The sequence below is a fragment of the Olivibacter sp. EAT-5 genome (assembly GCF_044784325.1).
GTDB classification, from domain to species: Bacteria; Bacteroidota; Bacteroidia; order Sphingobacteriales; family Sphingobacteriaceae; genus Olivibacter; species Olivibacter oleidegradans.
On sequence record NZ_CP173028.1, the window covers coordinates 4,717,304 to 4,737,212 of the forward strand.

18 protein-coding genes are annotated in these 19,909 nt (G+C 39.3%); 8 read left to right on the forward strand and 10 right to left on the reverse strand.

Annotated features, from left to right (window positions below; genetic code table 11):
* Window positions 1-144: 144 nt before the first annotated feature.
* Window positions 145-564 carry a hypothetical protein gene (locus tag ACH11B_RS19630; RefSeq protein WP_165446962.1) on the reverse strand — a complete coding sequence of 140 codons (420 nt, stop codon included), beginning with the start codon at window positions 562-564 and terminating at the stop codon, window positions 145-147.
* Window positions 565-669: 105 nt separating this feature from the next.
* On the opposite strand from ACH11B_RS19630, the gene ACH11B_RS19635 reads away from it, so the two are divergent.
* Both ACH11B_RS19635 and ACH11B_RS19640 read left to right on the forward strand, forming a co-directional pair.
* A complete protein-coding gene (locus ACH11B_RS19635) occupies window positions 670-1,542 on the forward strand; it encodes a DMT family transporter (RefSeq protein ID WP_013666922.1) in 873 nt (290 codons plus the stop codon).
* A gap of 124 nt (window positions 1,543-1,666) precedes the next feature.
* A complete protein-coding gene (locus ACH11B_RS19640) occupies window positions 1,667-1,993 on the forward strand; it encodes a YegP family protein (protein WP_013666923.1) in 327 nt (108 codons plus the stop codon).
* A gap of 135 nt (window positions 1,994-2,128) precedes the next feature.
* Here ACH11B_RS19640 and ACH11B_RS19645 read toward each other — a convergent pair whose 3' ends face one another.
* Both ACH11B_RS19645 and pnuC read right to left on the reverse strand, forming a co-directional pair.
* The gene (locus tag ACH11B_RS19645; protein ID WP_377608932.1) at window positions 2,129-3,238 is read right to left on the reverse strand and encodes an acyl-CoA dehydrogenase; all 1,110 of its coding nucleotides are present in this window, start codon (window positions 3,236-3,238) and stop codon (window positions 2,129-2,131) included.
* Between the two features lie 11 nt (window positions 3,239-3,249).
* Entirely contained in the window at window positions 3,250-3,858 is a 609-nt protein-coding gene (gene pnuC / locus ACH11B_RS19650) for a nicotinamide riboside transporter PnuC (RefSeq protein WP_013666925.1), read from the reverse strand.
* Here pnuC and ACH11B_RS19655 point away from each other — a divergent pair.
* On the forward strand, window positions 3,857-5,197 hold the full coding sequence (locus ACH11B_RS19655) for an AI-2E family transporter (RefSeq protein WP_083812311.1): 1,341 nt from the start codon (window positions 3,857-3,859) through the stop codon (window positions 5,195-5,197). The genes pnuC and ACH11B_RS19655 overlap by 2 nt on opposite strands.
* A 62-nt stretch (window positions 5,198-5,259) precedes the next feature.
* Here ACH11B_RS19655 and ACH11B_RS19660 read toward each other — a convergent pair whose 3' ends face one another.
* On the reverse strand, window positions 5,260-7,101 hold the full coding sequence (locus ACH11B_RS19660) for a DNA topoisomerase 3 (RefSeq protein ID WP_377608930.1): 1,842 nt from the start codon (window positions 7,099-7,101) through the stop codon (window positions 5,260-5,262).
* A gap of 119 nt (window positions 7,102-7,220) precedes the next feature.
* On the opposite strand from ACH11B_RS19660, the gene ACH11B_RS19665 reads away from it, so the two are divergent.
* Complete coding sequence (locus ACH11B_RS19665) at window positions 7,221-8,003, forward strand: zinc-dependent peptidase (RefSeq protein WP_377608928.1); 783 nt, start codon at window positions 7,221-7,223, stop codon at window positions 8,001-8,003.
* Window positions 8,004-8,312: 309 nt separating this feature from the next.
* Window positions 8,313-9,941 carry an NADP-dependent glyceraldehyde-3-phosphate dehydrogenase gene (locus tag ACH11B_RS19670; protein WP_130855992.1) on the forward strand — a complete coding sequence of 543 codons (1,629 nt, stop codon included), beginning with the start codon at window positions 8,313-8,315 and terminating at the stop codon, window positions 9,939-9,941.
* 72 nt (window positions 9,942-10,013) lie between these two features.
* Here the strand turns inward: ACH11B_RS19670 and ACH11B_RS19675 are convergent, their stop codons facing one another.
* A complete protein-coding gene (locus ACH11B_RS19675; protein ID WP_377608926.1) occupies window positions 10,014-11,303 on the reverse strand; it encodes a M16 family metallopeptidase in 1,290 nt (429 codons plus the stop codon).
* A gap of 1 nt (window position 11,304) precedes the next feature.
* Window positions 11,305-12,540 carry a pitrilysin family protein gene (locus ACH11B_RS19680; RefSeq protein ID WP_130855990.1) on the reverse strand — a complete coding sequence of 412 codons (1,236 nt, stop codon included), beginning with the start codon at window positions 12,538-12,540 and terminating at the stop codon, window positions 11,305-11,307.
* A 116-nt stretch (window positions 12,541-12,656) separates the two neighbouring features.
* Between ACH11B_RS19680 and ACH11B_RS19685 the strand changes: the two genes are divergently transcribed.
* Both ACH11B_RS19685 and lat read left to right on the forward strand, forming a co-directional pair.
* Window positions 12,657-13,541: a 1-aminocyclopropane-1-carboxylate deaminase/D-cysteine desulfhydrase gene (locus tag ACH11B_RS19685; RefSeq protein ID WP_377608924.1), complete on the forward strand. Its 885-nt coding sequence runs from the start codon at window positions 12,657-12,659 to the stop codon at window positions 13,539-13,541.
* Between the two features lie 136 nt (window positions 13,542-13,677).
* Window positions 13,678-15,009: an L-lysine 6-transaminase gene (lat, locus tag ACH11B_RS19690; protein WP_377608922.1), complete on the forward strand. Its 1,332-nt coding sequence runs from the start codon at window positions 13,678-13,680 to the stop codon at window positions 15,007-15,009.
* A 4-nt stretch (window positions 15,010-15,013) separates the two neighbouring features.
* Here the strand turns inward: lat and ACH11B_RS19695 are convergent, their stop codons facing one another.
* The 3 genes from ACH11B_RS19695 to ACH11B_RS19705 form a co-directional block, all read right to left on the reverse strand.
* Complete coding sequence (locus ACH11B_RS19695) at window positions 15,014-16,288, reverse strand: hemolysin family protein (protein ID WP_377608920.1); 1,275 nt, start codon at window positions 16,286-16,288, stop codon at window positions 15,014-15,016.
* A gap of 99 nt (window positions 16,289-16,387) precedes the next feature.
* Complete coding sequence (locus ACH11B_RS19700; RefSeq protein ID WP_130855987.1) at window positions 16,388-17,368, reverse strand: GlxA family transcriptional regulator; 981 nt, start codon at window positions 17,366-17,368, stop codon at window positions 16,388-16,390.
* A gap of 146 nt (window positions 17,369-17,514) precedes the next feature.
* Window positions 17,515-17,736, reverse strand: a complete 222-nt coding sequence (locus tag ACH11B_RS19705; protein WP_013666936.1) for a CDGSH iron-sulfur domain-containing protein — start codon at window positions 17,734-17,736, stop codon at window positions 17,515-17,517.
* Between the two features lie 126 nt (window positions 17,737-17,862).
* On the opposite strand from ACH11B_RS19705, the gene ACH11B_RS19710 reads away from it, so the two are divergent.
* Window positions 17,863-18,333, forward strand: coding sequence for an NUDIX domain-containing protein (locus tag ACH11B_RS19710; protein WP_377608918.1), 471 nt, complete (start codon window positions 17,863-17,865; stop codon window positions 18,331-18,333).
* 27 nt (window positions 18,334-18,360) lie between these two features.
* Here the strand turns inward: ACH11B_RS19710 and ACH11B_RS19715 are convergent, their stop codons facing one another.
* Window positions 18,361-19,419, reverse strand: coding sequence for a DNA topoisomerase IB (locus ACH11B_RS19715; RefSeq protein WP_377608916.1), 1,059 nt, complete (start codon window positions 19,417-19,419; stop codon window positions 18,361-18,363).
* Window positions 19,420-19,909: the final 490 nt, after the last annotated feature.

Genomic DNA, 19,909 nt, shown 5'->3' on the forward strand with positions numbered 1-19,909 from the left:
TTATTCCAATATGACTAACGATTGTTCACGGGCGGATTATAAGACTTTCCCGTGAATGACATTTTTATGGAAGGTGTAATCTGTTATGCGTCAATAGCAAAAAAGGTAATTATTGAAGAATTACCATCACTAAACACATAGTTTCTAAGTATTACACAACATCCTGTTAAAGACTAATGTGCTTTTTGGAGGCTGCCAGATACTTGATACCTGTTCATTTGAGAAGTAAACTGTTAAAGGGATTGCCGGACAAGTTTGTAAGGGTATATACGGTAACCAATCATTCGTTGCCGGAAGAATTTTAAAGTTATGTAGGGAATAACCACAACTTTCATTATGGTGATGATCACAGGGGAAATTTGTGTCTTCTTCATCATCTGAAGCATCATGCTTTTCAACTCCCTGACTGTGCTCTTTCAGAAATTCTAAAAGTGATATTTTTCCATGATCTTCTAAATGATGAGCGTAGTGTGCAGGAAACGAGGTCACAAATAGCAAAGCATCTTGTGGAATTATCATCCAAATAAAGAAATAGATAACACTTATTTTCTTTAATATTGCCATCGCTATTGATCAACTACGAACAAAGCTATTAAAAATTATTGAAAATGAATAGGATCCTTTTCCGTATTGTTCGAGCGGGATACCTAACTAAGCGATGACAAACACATGTATATAAAGCAATTACAATATATACTGGCGGGCCTAGTATTCGCAGTTTTATGGTCGTCTGCGTCCATAGCTACGAAATGGGGATTACAGGTTTCACAACCTTTTGTTCTAGCGATTACTCGATTTTGTCTGGCCGGCGGCATTATGATTTTTATTTCTCATATTATGCTGAAACATCGTTTACCTCATGGGAATGAATGGAAACAGCTGTTTGCCTACGGTATTCTCAATATTGGCGTTTATTTGGGATTGTATGTCCTTGCTATGCAGCACGTGTCCGCAGGTCTTGGATCACTTTTTCCCGCAACAAGTCCAGTTTTTGTGAGTGTGATTTCCGCGTTGGTTTATAAACAACGAATCACCGCCAAAATATTGTTCAGCTTAAGCTTGTGCCTCATCGGTATTGTTGTTGCCGCCTATCCTTTATTAATGAAGAGCTATGCGTCCCCTATCGGTTTGTTTTTGCTTCTACTGAGCATGTTATCTTACTCGTTGGGGTCTATTTACTTCGCTAAGAAGAACTGGCAGAAACTAAATATACTTACTATAAATGGTTGGCAAACGATATTAGGCGGTTTACTGCTTGTACCCTTCATGCTCTTCTATTACGATCGGTCCCTAAATACTTATAATATAACATTTTGGAGCGCGGTGAGCTGGTTAGCATTTGTTGTTTCGATTGGTGCTGTTCAAATTTGGCTTTACTTGATTAGGCAAGATGCCGTTAAAGCCTCTTTTTGGCTCTTTTTGTGCCCAATATCCGGTTTTTTTATTGCCTGGTTGCTTGCCAACGAACCAATTGATGCATATACCGGCCTAGGTGTAATGTTGGTGATAGCGGGGCTAGCCCTTGTGTTAAAAAGAAAATAGATCGGATAAACCAATCCGTACATGCCATACGATCATTTGTTACTTTAAAAGAAATAAAATGGATAAAACCATTGTTATTAAATAACTTAATTATTATGTTTGTTTAGGTATTAAACTTATTGTTATGGGAAAATTTGTTATTAAAACAGCTAAAAACGGCCAATTTTATTTTAATTTAAAAGCAGATAATGGTCAGGTGATTTTATCAAGCGAACAGTATACAACCAAATCAGCTTGTAATAATGGTATATCGTCCGTGAAAGAAAACGCAAAGTTAGATGAGCGGTACGATAGCAAAGAATCTAGCAATGGAAAATTCTTTTTCAACTTGAAGGCAAAAAACGGACAAATTATTGGTACCAGCGAGATGTATGAAACGAGTTCCGGTCGTGATAATGGTATCAGTTCCGTTAAGAAAAATGCACCTGACGCCACAACCATAGAAGAATAAAGAAATAGAATGGTAGCTAACTTAAGTTGGCGGCACCAAAAGTTGTATAGGATCCGATTCTACGGAAAATGTACAACTTTTTTTATTTTATGCGATGTTTAACCTTGCTATATATTGCTGTCGACCAATTTATTACTAGTCAATTTCATCGATGATAGGCGATGTAAACAGACTGTGTTGACTGGCAGTGAACAAGTCTCTCCACATACGATTAATCTCTTCGGTGGGGCTAGCTGCTTTCATACCACAATAGGGATATAGTTTGGCTACCCATTGCTGCGCGGTCTTTACCAACAAACGAGTATGTTTACTGATTTGTTCGAGTAGAGCTAAGTCGATAGCATTCGTTGTATTCAATTGCATCCAGGATTTTTCAACTAATTCATAAAGTTGGCGTTGTAAGTTATTCATTTCCAGTTTGGCATTTGACAAATATTGATCGGGTAACTTCATTTTCCCATGGTAATTATCCCGTACGTCACTGTACTTTTCATCAAAGATTTCGTGGCATAAATCGAGAAACCTACAGGTCATACCGAGGGTGTTAACGCATAATGTAGCTTCTGCGAACTGTTGAAACGGATAACGATAAATCGGAGCCTTTAATATTGCACCTTGGGGGTCTATTTTGAAAGCCCTCCTCTTTTCTACTTTTAGATTATTTACCTCAAAACTATGACTCGCTGTTGCTTTCAAGCCCATGGCATTCCAGTCGTGCAAAATGGTGACTTCATCCTGTAAAAAGAAAAAGGATTTTATTACCGGTTTCTTTGCCGCATCCAGTAATGGTTCTCCATTTTGGTAAATTTCACAATTTGCCGTGAAAACAGTATTATGTGCAGCCCCGGTGGCATATTGCCATTTACCGGATACTAAATAACCCTCTTCCATTATTTCAGCATGGCCACCTACTCGTCCGCTGCCACCGAAACACACTTTTTTGTTGCTGAATAAGGGGTGTGCGATGTCCTGATTTAAAAAGCCGACAAACATGTTGGCTCCGCTGCAGAGCGTCACCGTCCAGCCTAGGCTTCCATCTATTTCGGCCAACAACCGTTCTATTTGAAGGGCTTCTGTTAGGGAGAGGTCCAGCCCGCCGTAAGCTTTGGGTACAAAGAGATTAAAAAGCTTATTTTCGTATATAACTGCTAATTGTTTAGTTGTTAAACTACCTTGTAATTCGGCTTCTAAGCTTTCTTGACGCAATTCTGCAGCTATTTTTTTTAATTCTTGAAGAAGTTTCATTGATTTATCATTTATACATTAAGCTGTCGGTAAATCTTCTTTTTCCATGCGAAATAACCAAAAATGGCGACAATGAAAAGTATCAACGTTAATATCGCATAAAGCAAAAGATCTTTATGAATATAAAGCGGGATCGCAAAAGCGTTGCTTATATTCAGTAGCAACCAATTTTCAATTTTTCTTTTTGCCAATAACCACATCCCGGCCCAAGCCGTTACACTTACCCAAGTATCCCACAGTGGGACGGTAGAATCCGTGAAATGGATGAGAATCTTATATAGAAAAGGCGTTCCCAGCAAAAGAAAACCAGCAACGACCAGCCAATCACTTGTTGAGCAGGTCGTAATGGGCACCTTTTCACTACTTCCTTTTCTAAGCCAGTAATACCATCCATATATGCTCATTACGAGGTAGTAGGCATTTAGTAAAATTTCCGCATATAGGCCCGCTTCGTACAAAACAAACATCGTAATGAGAATACTGATAATGCCGCAGGGATACAGAGCTACTTTGTTGTACCGTGCCAGTAACACCTCCGCTATTCCGAAAAGGACTCCAAACCATTGTATCAGTGGTGTTTGTATTAACTGTTCTTTAAAGATAGTTAGCCATTCTGCCATGTCACGCATTTTAACGAGCTATTTGCCTATTAATTTTACAAGAGCTGCGAAGTTAAGCTTAATTTGTGCCAAATTTGAAATATTCATCGTTTCTTCTGCAGCGGGAAATAATCTCAATTTTCACCAAATACAGCACAACGAAAACAATTATGCTAAGCTATTGTTAAGTGATGGATTTATTAAAGATTCATTTATTCACATGTTAAATTCCCCTTCTCCGGAAAAAAGACCTTATTCTTTTGAGTTGGCTTCAAGCTTATTGTCATTAGTACTCATCATTGCAGTTCTCTACTTTTTACAAAGCGTGCTTGTCCCTCTCATGTTTTCTATTCTAATTGCTATTTCGCTTTATCCCGTAACCAGGTTCCTCGAAAGGTTCAATGTTCATAGAGCACTTTCAGCAATTCTTTCTGTTATATTAGCGATATTAGTTATAGCCGGACTCATCTGGTTTATTGTACATCAGGTAATCGTGATTGGCCATAACGGAACAGATCTTCAAAGTAAATTCTTGACCATATTTAATACCATCCAACAATGGATAACTGTTAAATTCGGTGTTGAGCCGGGGGAGCTGACCGCAAAGGTAAAGGAGTTGTCTAATCGGGCTTTATCGAACGCAGGCACCTATCTTTCAGCTGCTTTTGGCTCTGTGGGCGGTATTTTAGCAGGTCTTGTGATTGTGCCACTTTTTTCTTTTTTCCTTCTTTATTACCGGGATTTTTTTCGCGAATTTTTCTTTCATGCCTTCCGCAGTACATCTCAAGATAAAGTTCACGAAACCCTTAATCGTATTTATAGTGTTGTTCAAAGCTATTTGCTTGGTTTGATTACGGTAATGGCTATTGTTGCCGTTTTGAATACGGTTGGATTACTGTTGATGGGAGTGGAATATGCTTGGTTCTTTGGCACCTTAGCATCTCTACTGATGTTACTGCCTTATATTGGTATTGCCATTGGGTCTATACTACCTGCAGTGTTTGCACTTGCCACGAAGGATAGTTATTGGTATGCCATTGGCGTTGTCGCTTGGTTTCAAGTTGTGCAATTCTTGGAAGGCAACGTTATTACACCGAATATTGTCGGTAGTAAAGTGAGTATTAATCCGCTAATGGCGGTAATTGCTATTTTGCTTGGGGGAATGTTGTTCGGACTAGCGGGTTTAATACTGGCACTGCCGTTAACGGCGGTTATTAAAGTTTTATTTGACGCTATTCCTTCCATGAAAGCTTTTGGTTTTCTAATAGGAGAACCCGAAAAATATCATTTGAAAAAGCATTCGACAATGGTATTACTAAAAAGATGGAAGTTAAAGGATAAATTAGATAAGGATAAATAACTTGTTCATCATGATCGACTGTCAGCGATTGCGCAATTTTTGACAATCGCTGATAATACATTTTATCCCTGATCTTCCAACAAAAGCTCAAGTTCTTTTCCTGCTATTAATAGCTCTTCCGTGATTTTTCTCGTGTACTGCTTAATTTCTTCTTTAAATGCCTTGACGGACGCTCCGGAGCGTATTTCTTCCAATCGCTTTTCCCATTGACCTGTTAGCTCCGCTTGTGCAATTAGTTTATCTTTCACTATGTCGTATACAGCAAGCCCGGTTTCCGATGGCAGTAAGTTCTTTTTCTTTCTTGTAATATAAGAACGCTTTATCAAGGTTTCGATGATTGATGCGCGCGTTGCCGGAGTCCCTAGCCCACTTCCTTTCATTGCATATCGCAGTTCTTCGTCCTCAATTTCCTTACCTGCCGTTTCCATTGCTTTCAATAAGCTTGCCTCGGTATAAAGTGGTTTAGGCTTGGTTTGTTTTTCAGCGATGCTTTTTTCTATAATAGCCAAGCTTTCGCCTTCACTTACTTTCGGTATGGTGTTGTTCTCCGGTTGATCTTGATCATTCTCTTCCGGTTCATTGTATACGGCGCGCCAGCCCGCAGATCGAATTACGGTACCATTTGCGATGAATGTTGAACCTGATTCAATGGTAATCTTAGTGAGGTCCTTCACACAGACCTCATGAAAAGCCTCTAACATCCTTCCGATAATCATGTCATATAGTACCTGCTTATCAGGTGACAGGTTTCGTGCCGGTTCTCCCGTCGGTAAAATAGCATGGTGATCTGTCACTTTCTTGGCATTGACACTTCTTTTGTTGAGTTTGTTATTGGCCAAAACTATAGCTTGTTTCGAAAAAAAAGGATGCTGTTGTTGCTTTTCGATGAGTTGCGGAATGGTTTCAAAAACATCATCACCTATATATTGACTACCTGTACGAGGGTATGTTATTAATTTTTCCTCATATAGGCGTTGTAGAATTGCCAGCGTTTCATCAGCGGTGTATCCTTTCTTTTTGTTCGCTTCTTGCTGTAAGCTACTGAGGTCGTGCAGCAATGGAGGTTGCTCCTTTTTTGTTTTTGTTTCGACTTTGCTGATATCCCCCCCTGTAGCAAATCCATCTGCTACACTTTTGACGGCATTAAGAACTTCTTCTGCCTCTTCCCTTTTATAATAGTTTTTTTTGGAAACGGCTTTGAAGTTCTGCCCGTCCTTTTGCAAGGAAATGATGACCTGAAAATAAGTCTGAGGGATAAAGTTCTTGTTCTCCAGGTATCGAGCGCAAATCATTGCCAAGGTGGGAGTCTGCACCCGACCCAAAGATAACACGGTTTTAGATCCGGCTGATATACTCAGGGCTTGGGTCGCATTCATCCCTACGAGCCAATCAGATTCAGAGCGGCAATGAGCTGAATAAAACAAGGTATCATAATCCTTGCCGGGTTTAAGGTTCCTAAACCCATCTTTAATGGCTGCATCAGTCTGTGAGGAGATCCAAAGTCGCCTAAACGGCTTTTGACAATGGAGATAATGATAAATGTATCTAAAGATAAGCTCTCCTTCCCTACCGGCATCCGTTGCTACAATAATCTCCGTCGCTATATCAAAAAGAGCTTTTATGGTATTGAGCTGCTTGCGTACAGATGGATCCTCAATCATACCTTCGTTCGTTCTGATTTTTCGAACACTCAGCTTTAGTTTTTGCGGAAGCATCGGCAGATTTTTTACTTTCCATCCTATATATCCATATTCTTGCGGTGGGGCTAATTGCAGTAAATGACCAAAGGCCCAGGTAAAGGAGTATCCTTTGCCTTCTATATATCCGTCTCTTTTCGTCGTAGCTCCAAATACCTTTGCCAGATCACGTGCTACAGACGGCTTTTCTGTTATAATGATCTTCATTAAGATTGCTTTTGGAACCGCTAAATTAGGGTATCTACGCTTAAATTTCGTCTTTTTTTATTAGATGATTGATTGTCTTTTGTTTAGCAAATTGTATTTTAGTTTACTTTAAAAATAATATGGAAATCTTATCATACCTCTTTTTTGGAATAACGATTTCGATCGTGTTATTGTTTATCTGGTCAAAGAGGAAACGAGCCGGGAGAAAGGGGGCGCAGGAAGGCTTGACCGAAACTTATAACGGGATATTAGAACAATACGTATCCTTTTATAGGGACCTTAATGACGCGGACCAAGAGCGCTTTCTTAACGAGATTACCATTTTTTTAAGAGACGTGCACATTGAAGGTGTTGGTACAGAGGTGAATGAGCTGGACCGGGTCTTGATTGCCTCGAGCGCTGTTATCCCAATTTTTAATTTTCGCGGTTGGCGCTATAAAAACCTTAGTAACATTGTCTTATATCCTGATACGTTTAACAGTGACTTTCAATTTGTTGGTGCACGCCGAAACACGTTGGGTATGGTAGGCGAAGGTTTTATGAATGGCCAAATGATATTATCGAAAAGTGCCTTACATCACGGATTTTCGGAAAATAGCAATGGGAGTAATACAGCAATTCACGAGTTTGTTCATCTGATCGATAAGCGAGATGGAAGTGTCGACGGAATCCCTGAGCTTCTTTTGGCACGCCCCTACGTGATTCCCTGGATAAAAATGATGCATGCTGAAATGCATCGGATTAAAGCGGGTCGTTCCGATATTGATCCTTATGCGCTAACAAATGAAGCAGAATTTTTGGCTGTTGTATCGGAATATTTCTTCGAAAAGCCAACTAAATTCAGAGATCACCATCCCGAACTTTTCGATCTCCTGACAAAGATGTTTGGCAAAAAGCCTTGAAAAATGGACTTCGTTCCGTTCTATCCTGCATACGATTAACTCGTTTGCTTAGTGAGAAAGAAGTAGTGAACTGTTTCCTTATTTGTTGGTTAAAGCAGCTGCTAAAACGAAAAAGGATTTAGTATTAGATTTTCAGTCCTTTTTTGTTTGTTAAAATAAAGCCTTAAAAATTATTTAACTGTTTATTAATATGTGTTTTTGTTGTGAAAATATTAATAAATTATCTATTTTCACCAAATCCAAACAGAAGGCGATGATAAGTTGCCACAGCTTAATATCGACTGTTTTACAATCATTCAAACAAAAGAAATGAACTTTAACGATCAATTGAAATCTCTATTTGTACCGGAAAGCGAAATACCGGAAGAGTTTGCCATTCATGAAGAACTCCATCAGCGAGAATATCTCTGTGATGGGGAGATGCGTAGCTGGACAGGTCCCGTCAGCGAAGTGTACTCGCCCATATGTGTACCCGACGCGCAAGGAACTTTGCAGCGTAAATTTATTGGCACCTATCCTATTTGTACCGACAAGGAAGCCTTGGAAGCACTGGATGCCGCTGTAAACGCCTATGACAACGGTCGTGGCGAATGGCCTACTATGAGTATTGACAATCGGATTAAATGTCTACAAAAATTTGTTTTCAAAATGAACGAGCAACGCTCGTTGGTAGTTAAGCTGATTATGTGGGAGATTGGGAAATCTCATACGGACGCGGCGAAAGAATTTGACCGGACAGTTGATTATATAAACGCTACGATTGATGCACTAAAAGATATAGACCGTCAGTCATCCCGATTTGAGATCGAAGAAGGCGTCGTAGCACAGATAAGACGGTCGCCCATTGGTGTAGTTTTATGCATGGGGCCATTTAACTATCCATTAAATGAAACATTCACAACGCTGATCCCGGCGATTATTATGGGAAATACATTGCTTTTTAAACCACCGAAACACGGTACATTATTGCATTATCCTTTATTGAAGGCTTTTCAGGAGTCTTTTCCAAAGGGTGTAGTTAATACGATCTATGGACGAGGAGCAACGATTACACCGGGCCTGATGCAAACAGGCAAAATAAATGTGTTAGCTTTTATAGGTTCAAGTAAAGTAGCAAATGACCTTAAAAAACGCCATCCAAAGATTAATCGCTTGCGGGCTGTACTTAGCTTAGATGCCAAAAATGCGGCAATCGTTACTAAAAATGCCGATATTTCGCTTGCTGTTAATGAAACTGTATTGGGCGCTTTATCATTTAATGGACAGCGGTGCACCGCTATTAAGATCGTTTTTGTTCATAAGGACATTGTGGATGATTTTCTTATTAAGTTAGGGGAAGCCATTGCAAAATTGAAATTCGGTATGCCTTGGGTTCCGGGTGTTAGCTTAACCCCCTTACCGGAGCCAGGTAAACCGGAATATTTAAAAGAGTGCATCGATGATGCTCTCCTACACGGTGCAAAGGTCGTTAACGAAAATGGCGGAGCTAGTCTAGCTTCTTTTGTTTACCCCGCAGTGGTTTATCCTGTAAATGAAAAAATGAAATTGTATCGCGAAGAACAATTTGGCCCCGTTATTCCGGTAATTCCCTATGACTCGATTGAGGAGCCAATTAAATATCAGATTGATTCTCCCCACGGTATGCAGGTAAGTATTTTTAGTAATCATGCGCAGGAGATTGCATCGTTGATTGATCCATTCGTAAATCTCGTTAGCAGAGTGAACATCAATAGCCAGTGCCAAAGGGGACCTGACAAATTCCCCTTCACTGGTAGGAAAGATAGTGCAGAGGGCACCTTGTCTGTTGTAGACGCTTTGCGTTCCTTCTCTATTCGATCATTGGTAGCCACCAAAATGAATGACAAGAATAAAGAACTCATCAATGAAATTGTAAATCATCAAGATTCTAATTTCTTGAGTACTAATTTTATATTCTAAAAAAGAAGCAGTCTCCGGTTCTTGACGAAGACCCCTATCGGAGACTGCCTTTATGAATGTGTTTATTTCGGATTAACCAACCATTTTGCCAACTACTACCTTGATCATATTATTATAATCAAGATATTTGTTAGCAGTATTCATAATGGTTTCGGGTGTACTACTTTTTACAATCTGTAAGTGGCGATTATAGTATGTTAAATCCAATCCAACGAAGTGTACGTTTTTAAATTTATCTACATGAGAGAAAACGTTTTCCAGTGAGCCAAGAAAAGCACCATTCACGTAATTTTTTACTAAGTTTAGCTCTTCTATCGGTATTGGCTCATTTCGCAAACGATCGATTTCTTTTTCGATTTCTACCAGTGTTGCATTGGTTACCTCTACGCCAACTTCAGTTGCTATGGTAAAAAAAGCCCCATATTTTAAAGATGCGATGCCTGATCCGATGCCATACGTAAAACCTTTTTCTTCGCGAATATTGGACATCAATCGTGACCCGAAATAACCTCCTAAAATCGTGTTTAATAGCTGAAGTGAAGAAAAGTCAGGATGCTTTCGGTTGATGGTTTGGTAGCCTACTCGAATAGCTGATTGTAAGGCATCCGGTCGTTCAATAAGTATGAGATTTCCCTTTTGCGAGCCCTTGTCCACCATGCGCTGTTGCGTTTGATCAAGCGGGCGGGCATCCCATTGATCTCCGAAAATCTTTCTAACAGTTTGATGGACTTGGTTTGTCACTCTGCCCGATATAAATATCGTGCAATTACCTGCATTTATCTGGTGCTGATAGAGCTTCAAAATATCCGAACGCTCTAATCGATCATAGTCTTCTATTTCGGGGGAATATGCATATCGATTGCTGTCGAAAATAGTTTTGTTAAAAACTCTTCTTGCAACAAAGTCGTTTTTCTTTAATGATACAGAAAGATTTTGTTTGTTGTTACGAACATAAGTATTTAGCTCACTTTCGGGGAAAATACTTTCTGTTAGAACGCTTTTTACAATAGGCAATAACTTCTCTACGTGCTTATTTAGGGCATATAAAGTAAGAGAGGTATGATCAAAAGAATACTCCGGCTGCAAAAATGCGCCATAAAAATCTACTTTTTCCGCTATTTCCGCGCTCGCATATTGTTTAGTGCCCTCCAAAAACATACCGGCTAAGGCAATATTAAGTAATGGAAGGTGCAGATCTTCGGTATTCAGGTTTTGGAATACCCATTCTATTTTTACCAAATCCTGCTCCCCGGAGTTGAAAACAAAGAGATCTACTCCGTTTTGTAACACTTCGTGTTCGGGTTGCAAAAGCCTTACTTCTTCTACAACATTAAATTGGGGGGCAATGGTTCTGTCTATCATGCTAACTTGCTAAATAAAATAAAGTGGACGAATTTTCTAATTGAAATATTTGTTGTGCTGTCTTCTGTATATCCTCAGGGGATACATTTAGGTATTTTACAACTTCGTCGTTAAGCATATCTGCGTTGCCTAGCAATTCAAAATATGCCAGATTCATCGCCTTGTCAAGAATTGACATCTCTGCAAATACCATGGTCGATTCTATTTTATTCTTTACCTTTTCAAGTTCATATCCCAACACGGGCGTATTTTGTAAATCACGTAATTGTTCCCATACAGCGTTTTCGGCAAGCTCCATTGTGGTACTTGGCAAAGGTTTACCTTCTACTATAAATAAACCATTATCTAAACTGCCCAATAAATAAGCATTTATTTCACTGAAAAGCGATTGCTCTTTTACTAATCGACGGTACAATCGGGATGAATTACCTCTTGATAATATGTCTGAAATCAAATCGCAGGTATAATAGTCTTTTGAACGCCTATCGCTCATATGGAATGCCATATAGAGACTATTAACCGGTACATTGGCGGTAACTACCTCTCTTCGCGCCTCCAATTGCTTTGGCTCCGCCTCAAGATTGCGAATATATTTGGTACCGGAAGAAATGGAGCCGAACCACTTTTCGGCTAAATCTTTTACCACACTTACGTCCACGTCTCCGGCAATAACTAATATGGCATTTTGCGGCGTGTAATGTTTCTTAAAAAAATCCTTCACATCTTGTATTGATGCCAGTTCTATGTGGGAAATTTCCTTTCCGATGGTGGCCCATTTGTAGGGATGCTGTTTGTATGCCAACGGTCGTAACTTAAGCCATACATCTCCGTAAGGTTGGTTAAGGTAACGTTGCTTGAATTCTTCCGATACTACTTGTTTTTGCGTTTCCAGGCTTTTTTCGCTAAACGCCAAACTTAACATGCGGTCGCTCTCCAACCAGAAAGCAGTTTCCAGATTAATGGCAGGCAGCGTTATGTAATAATTTGTGATATCATTGCTGGTGAAGGCGTTACTTTCGCCACCAACTCGTTGCAGCGGCAAATCAAACTGAGGGATATTAACGGATCCACCGAACATCAAATGTTCAAAAAGATGAGCAAACCCCGTCTTATCGGGTTCCTCATCCCTTGCTCCTACATCGTAAAGTATATTGAGTACGGCCATTGGAGTCGACTTGTCTTCGTGTACCAATACCCTTAAGCCATTGTTTAACGTGAACCTTTCATATTTTACCATAGATTGTTGTTTTATTTTGGGTTAGCAAACCTACTATAATTTTTAGAATAAAAAACCTAACAATCTAATATTTGCCGGCTTTTCCGTTTAGTTTTGTATGGCAAAAATTACACAGCATGTTTCCTTTTAATTTTTTTAGTCCTATAGAGCGACTACGATACGAGCCTTTTTATAAAAAGAACTATACAGTAGATATCAAACGAGATGATCTGATCCATCCCTTTATCTCAGGCAACAAATGGAGAAAGTTAAAGTATCTGTTGCAAGATGCTCATAAAAACGGAAGGAATCATTTGGTAACATTTGGCGGAGCTTGGTCCAACCACCTCCTTGCAACCGCCGCTGCCGCTGCTTCATTCAGATTTAAATCTACCGGCTTTGTGCGAGGCGAGCCGGTAGACAACGCCAATCTGAAACTTTGTCAATTATTTGGTATGCAGCTTATATTTGTTGAAAGAGAGGCTTATAGAAATAAACAACATGTGTTTGATCACTACTTTGGACAGGACAAATATGCCTATTTCATCAACGAAGGAGGCGCTTCCTCTCTTGCTTTACTCGGTTGTGCGGAAATAATTGATGAGCTTCACACAGATTATGATCATATCTTTTGCGCCTGTGGGACAGGTACGACTTTAGCTGGCTTAAGTATGGGATTAAAACAGCGTAACCAACAAACCAAATTACATGGTGTTTCTGTTCTCGCCGGTGGTGATTTTCTCTTAAAGGATATAAAAAAATTGTACGATGAAGCAGACAACATTACAATACATACAAGCTATCACTTTGGTGGATATGCAAAAACAAAACCTCCATTAATGGATTTTACTAAGTCGTTTGTTAGCAGCACCGGTGTCTTAATAGAACCTGTGTATACCGCTAAAACCTTCTATGCATTGATGGATTTGATTGAAAACAATTACTTCCAAGAAGGTGCAAGAATTTTAGTCCTGCATACCGGTGGACTGATCGGTATTTTAGGCAAAATAGACGAGTTTTAGTGATATTTTGTTGAATTGGTATTTTTTTGTCATAAATAATAGGTTGAAATTGAAATATGAAATAATTATTCGGTATAAATTGCGTTTTTTGAAATTTTATCTTATGTTTGATAATAAACCAAATCAATAGCATTTTATGAACAGGATCTCCATTACTCCCGAAAATGCACAGGCCATTATTGGTAAACACGTACTTACTGATGGTTATGACTTAACATTGGATCTAAAGAAGAGCCAAGGCGTTATGATGTACGATTCAAAGCATGGCAGAGAAATTCTCGACTTCTTCACTTGCTTTGCTTCCGTACCACTGGGTTATAACCATCCTAAAATGTTAAATGATGGCGATTTCAAAGAAGATTTACTACTAGCAGCATTAACAAATCCATCTAATTCGGACATTTATACAATGCAGTACGCTAAATTTGTAGACACATTTGATCGTGTGGGGATTCCCTCTTATTTACCGCACGCTTTTTTTATTGCGGGAGGTGGTTTGGCCGTGGAGAACGCGCTGAAAACAGCAATGGATTGGAAAGTACAAAAAAATTTCCAAAAGGGATATATTAAAGAAAGAGGGTTTAAAGTTATACACTTTCAGAAAGCTTTTCATGGTCGTACAGGTTATACCCTTAGTTTGACCAATACACAACCGGAGAAAACGAAATGGTTTGCCAAATTTGACTGGCCCAGAGTGAGCGTTCCGTATATCGAATTTCCTTTTACTGACCAAGGATATGAAGATCTTCTTAAACGCGAAGAACAGTCGCTAGCTCAAATTAAGCAAGCTTTTGCCGACAATAGAGATGATATTTGCGCTATTATTATTGAACCTATACAATCTGAGGGTGGCGATAATCACGTAAGGAGAGAGTTCTTGGAACAGCTACGTATTTTAGCGAATGAAAATGATGCGCTTTTAATTTACGATGAGGTGCAGACCGGCGTAGGTTTAACAGGTAAATTTTGGTGCCATGAACATTTTGGGGCGAAGGCGAGGCCTGATATTATCGCATTCGGGAAGAAGATGCAGGTCTGTGGCATTTTAGTAGGCGAAAAAATTGATGATATAAAAACAAATGTCTTTAAGGTTCCCTCACGGATTAATTCTACTTGGGGCGGAAATTTGGTTGACATGGTAAGAGCGACTAAAATTTTGCAAATCATTGAAGAAGACAAGCTCGTTTCGCAAGCCGCCGAACTCGGTGAATATTTACAGCAAAAGCTTTTGACCTTAGCAGACAAGTACACGATAATTAATAATGTTAGAGGTCGAGGATTACTAGCAGCTTTTGATTTTCCGAACAAAGAAAGTCGAAATCATTTTTTAAAGAAAAGCCTTGATAAAAATGTGTTATTGTTGGGATGTGGAGAGCGAAGCATTCGTTTTCGGCCAGCTTTGGTAATACAACGTGACGATATTGACAAGGGTGTTAGCATAATCGGCGAAGTTCTTCAGTCCTTGTAATAGGCTATTCGGGAATGCGGGTAATAAGTATCTTATCGATACGCATTCCATCCATGTCAACAACCTCAAGCTCAAAATTATTCCATCTAACTTTTTCAGTCAAGGTAGGGATATGGTCTAACAGTTTTAACAATAAACCTCCCAGCGTGGTGAAATTATTGGTTTCAGGGACATCAGACACCTTGAAATATTGAATAAATTCAAAGAGGGGCAACTGACCGTCAGCTAACCATGTATTTTCAGAACGCTGTATAATTTGATAATCGTTTGCTGTATCCGTCTTATCACTTATCAATTCATCTAATATATCATTGATAGAAATCAGTCCCTGAAGATCACCATATTCATCTAAAACGATTCCATAATGCTGCTGTGCGCTTCTTAATAGCTCCAAAACTCGATAGGCCGCGGTATATTCCGAAACAAACAGCGCTTTTCTGACATGGCGCTTCAGGTTCGGTGAAGAAGTGGAGGATTCTTGCAGAAAAAGTTCCCTAACCGAAACCAGTCCTAGTAAATTATCCAACGATCGTTCACATACCAGATAAACCGAATGAGGTCGACTTCGGATTTTTGATTTTATGGTCTCCCAATTATCGTTTATATCAATCCAAACAAGATCCATGCGATGAGTCATTAGTTCGCCGGCCCTTCTATCTCCTAATGAAAAAACACGCCGGACAAGATCTTGTTCTATTGGTTGTATTTCCCCTCCCTCCGTACTATCTTTAATGATGGCATTTATTTCTTCTTCAGAGACGGCCTCATCATGATAGTCCTTTATTCCAAATAAGTTAAAAAAAAGATTGCTGGTTTTCGTCAGAATCCAGATAATAGGTAAAGAGATTCTGGAAAGTATGGTCATTGGCGCCGCGATAGTTGTCGCAATTGCCTCAGGATAATGCAAACCTATCCGTTTTGGAATGAGTTCACCGAATACAATAGTAAGATAGGTAATAAATAAAACGACTAAAAAGACTGCAACTGATTCCGCGTAAGGGGCGATTAACTCGATGCTTCTTAAATAGTTGGCCACGGTCAGCGTTAAACTTTTGCCGCTAAAAAGTCCGGTGAGAATACCAACAAGCGTAATACCTATTTGAACCGTTGATAAAAAGGTCGTTGGATTGTTGGCTAATTCGAGCGCTTTAGCTGCCCCCGTATCCCCTTTCTTTATTGAAGCTTCCAGCTTGAACTTTCTGGTTGAAACCAAGGCGAGCTCACTCATCGAAAAAAGGCCATTGATAAGAATGAGTGCAATGATGATTACAATTTCCATTATTCTATTAAATAAATCTAAAAGACGGGTTTATCTCTATCTTTATCTAACAAAATGGGCATCTATTGGTTTTTAGTACTTCTGAAGTTCTTATTCTATTTAAACGGCAATCTGTCTATTATACTTACTTTTATATTGTGTTGGTGAAAGGCCCGTGATACGTTTGAAGGTTGTCCGAAAGGACTTGGAATCACTATAGCCCACGTTATACATTACCTCATTTACGTTTTCATTGCTTGTCTCAAAACTTAACTTGGCGGCTTCAATTCTGACGCGTTGTATGTATTCTAAGATCGTGTTGCCGGTTGCCTTTTTAAAGCGTCGTTCAAAGTTCCTTCTTCCGGTGGCCAATTTATCCGCAAGATCTTCAACGGTAATGCGTTCGCGGAAATTCTCCTCAATAAGCTCCTGTGCACGCCGAACGGTTAAATCTTCATGATCTTTCTGTCTTTGAAAGATGATAAACTGAGATTGATTGTTTCTTTCGATATCAATTTCAAACATTTTCGATGATCGAATGGCCATTTCACGCCCGGCAAATTTCTCCACCAAATACAGGATGAGATTTAGCGACGAGTAGGCACCCCCACTTGTATAAATTCCCCTTTCGTCCGTAATAACCTTGTATGGCATCAGTTTCACGTGTGGGAACATACTACTGAATTCATTAGCCGATAACCAATGCGTTGTGCAGCTTCTACCGTTTAACAAGCCAGTAGAGGCCAAAAGAAAGGCACCGACACATAATGAGGCAATTTCGGCCCCAAGTTGATATTGCTTTTGAATCCAAGGCACAAATTCACGATTTACGGCTACAATATCTTTCATATTTCCGTGAATAGCAGGAATAACAATGAGGTCTGTTTTTTTTAGCTGATGAATCGTCGTGTCAGAACGTATGCTAAAGATTCTGCCCGATGAAACTGCTTCGTCTGAAAGGCCCACTATCTGAATGTCGAAAAGAGCTTCCTTTCCGGTGCTTTGTAGCGCTTCATTAATTTTAGAGAACATTTTATAGGTGGCTTCCATGCTACTCAAGCTCGTTTCGCCTATTGGATTAAGTAAAGAGATATGTTTCATGGAACGAGGTTTTAATGTTAAAATACCGCCTTAAACGCTTTAATTCAGATAACAAATTTAGCATAAAAGGGTGTCGCAAGCAACACCCTTTTATGACGCAATTTGCCTTGAATGACAACTGCTTTTAAATTTGGAGAACCGTTGTTCTATTTTTTCGGCGGGAGATCGAACGCGATTGCTTCGTGTTCGAAATGTCCTTTATGAGAGCCGTCGCAAAACGGTTTTTTTGATGACAGGCCGCAACGACAGATCGATACAACCGTGCGTCCATCCAAACCATATGGTGTACCGTTTTTGTCAACTATTTCAAATTCTCCTTCCACCCTTAGGGAGCCGTTTTCGTTGATTGTTAGTTTAGTTTTAGTCATGAGTTATAATTTGTGCAAAAGTATAAATATGTGGCAGCTCCTGTAAAAATAAACGCAATTCAGATTGATTCTTCGATTTTCTCTGACAGAAGGTATACATTTGTCAATTAAAGAGCCCTTATACTTATGAAAAGAAGCGCAGGTATTTTGCTTTATCGACTAAAAGACGGAAAGGTGGAGTTTTTCCTCGTTCACCCCGGTGGGCCATTTTTTGCGAAAAAAGATCAGGGCTTTTGGACGATCCCTAAAGGAGAGTTTGAAAATGCCGAACCTCCACTTTCCGCAGCAAAACGCGAATTTGAGGAAGAGACGGGATGCTCCATTGAAGGCGAATTTATTGAGCTGGACCCTGTGATTCAAAAGGGCGGAAAGAAAGTCCTATGCTGGTTGTTGGAAGGGAATATGGACTTGGATAACGTCCGAAGTAATACCTTTGAGATGATATGGCCTCCCAAATCGGGAAGAATACAACAGTTTCCCGAAATAGACAAGGCTGGATGGTTTTCCATAGACGAAGCAAAACGATTGATAAACGAAAAGCAAATTTCGTTCCTTGATCAGGCTTTTTCTCTCCTTAGTGCTCGGATGAATAGTTGAATAATCACTTCGTCCTATTTGGATCAATCAAGAAGTTAATCTCAATGGGATTTGCTGGCTTTTCTTTAAGTTATGAAGAAATGTTATCAAGAGTGGTTCGACTTCATGAATAGGCAGCGATTTCATTTCATCGCTAGTAGTTTTGCGAAGATAGCTTTGCAAGCTGCCCGCTAAATAGGCATCAATTAAGTCATTACAAACATATGAAGCTCTACATACGGCTCTTGTGTTTCCCAATTTTTTAGCAACGAAATCGAGACAGGCATTTAGGTTCTTTTTATAAGACTTCACCTGTTGCTCTTCAGTGCTTAGCTCAAGTAGGTACTTAAAAGCCCATAAGGTTGCATACCATGTTCTAAAATCCTTTGACGTAAAGTTCTGTCCGGTGTGCCTTTGGATATATTCATTTAAATCGCCGGAATCTAAGGAGCAGATTTCCTGATCGTCATTATAATATTGAAAAACCTCTTGGCCTGGAATTTCCATAACCTGACGAAGTCTCTTAGTCAAACTACGATTACTGAGTTTAATGTTGTGCTTTTTGCCCTTTTTTCCTGTAAAGTTAAAAGTAACAATTTGTCCTTCTATTTTTACATGTCGACTTCGTAAGGTCGTTAATCCATAACTGTTATTCTCCCGTCGATAGCGGTCGTTCCCGGCGCGCATAAGAGTGTTTTCCATGATGCTGAGTGCAATGGCAGAAACGCGGTCTTTACCAAGGTTTCGTTGTCTGCAATCAGCCGTAATCGCCTCTCTCAATGATGGTAGTACCTTTCCAAAGGCGAGGATACGATTAATTTTGTGTTTTTCTCTTGTTTCGTTCCATAGCGGGTGATATAAGTATTGCTTTCTCCCCTTATCGTCTAATCCGGTGGCCTGAAGGTGGCCATTATCGTAAGGACTTATCCAAACGTTTTTCCAAGCTGGCGGAATCACTAAACTTTTTATTCTTTTTATTAATTCTTTATCAACGATCGGCTTTTTATTGATGTCTAAATAGCAATATCCCTTCCCCTTTTTTACCCGAGTATAACCATCAGAACTATCATTACAATAGCGCAACTGCTGCTTGCTTACTTTTAACATAACTGTCCGAATTTAGAATAGTTAACATATATTACTAAGCTTTTGTGTGAATTAGGGAGCTGGATAATCGAATGTTTTTTACTAAAGTGTCAGACACTTCATTTTAGCACATGATGACGCAGAATAGGCTTAGCATGTTTTTTGGTACCGCATTAGATTTATGCTAATGCGGAGGGCGCTCGCATAATATTTGGAACTTTTTTTATGCGTATTTAACATGGAATCGAGCTTCTTTAATGTTTTCTTAACAAAAAATCAACAAAACCATCATTACCGATCGAAAAACAGTTGAAATGTTGCCGATTTGCTTTAAAAAACCAATGAACAAAATGAACAAAAGAAAAAAGTCCATCATTTACTAATTTGCATCACAAATAACAGATAGAAATGCTTTGTTATAATCTCACGCTATTCGAGGCAAACACAAAAGAATGATGATTGCATATTGTAATTTAAAGACACCTCTTCTATTTCTTTGTTCGCTTTTGAA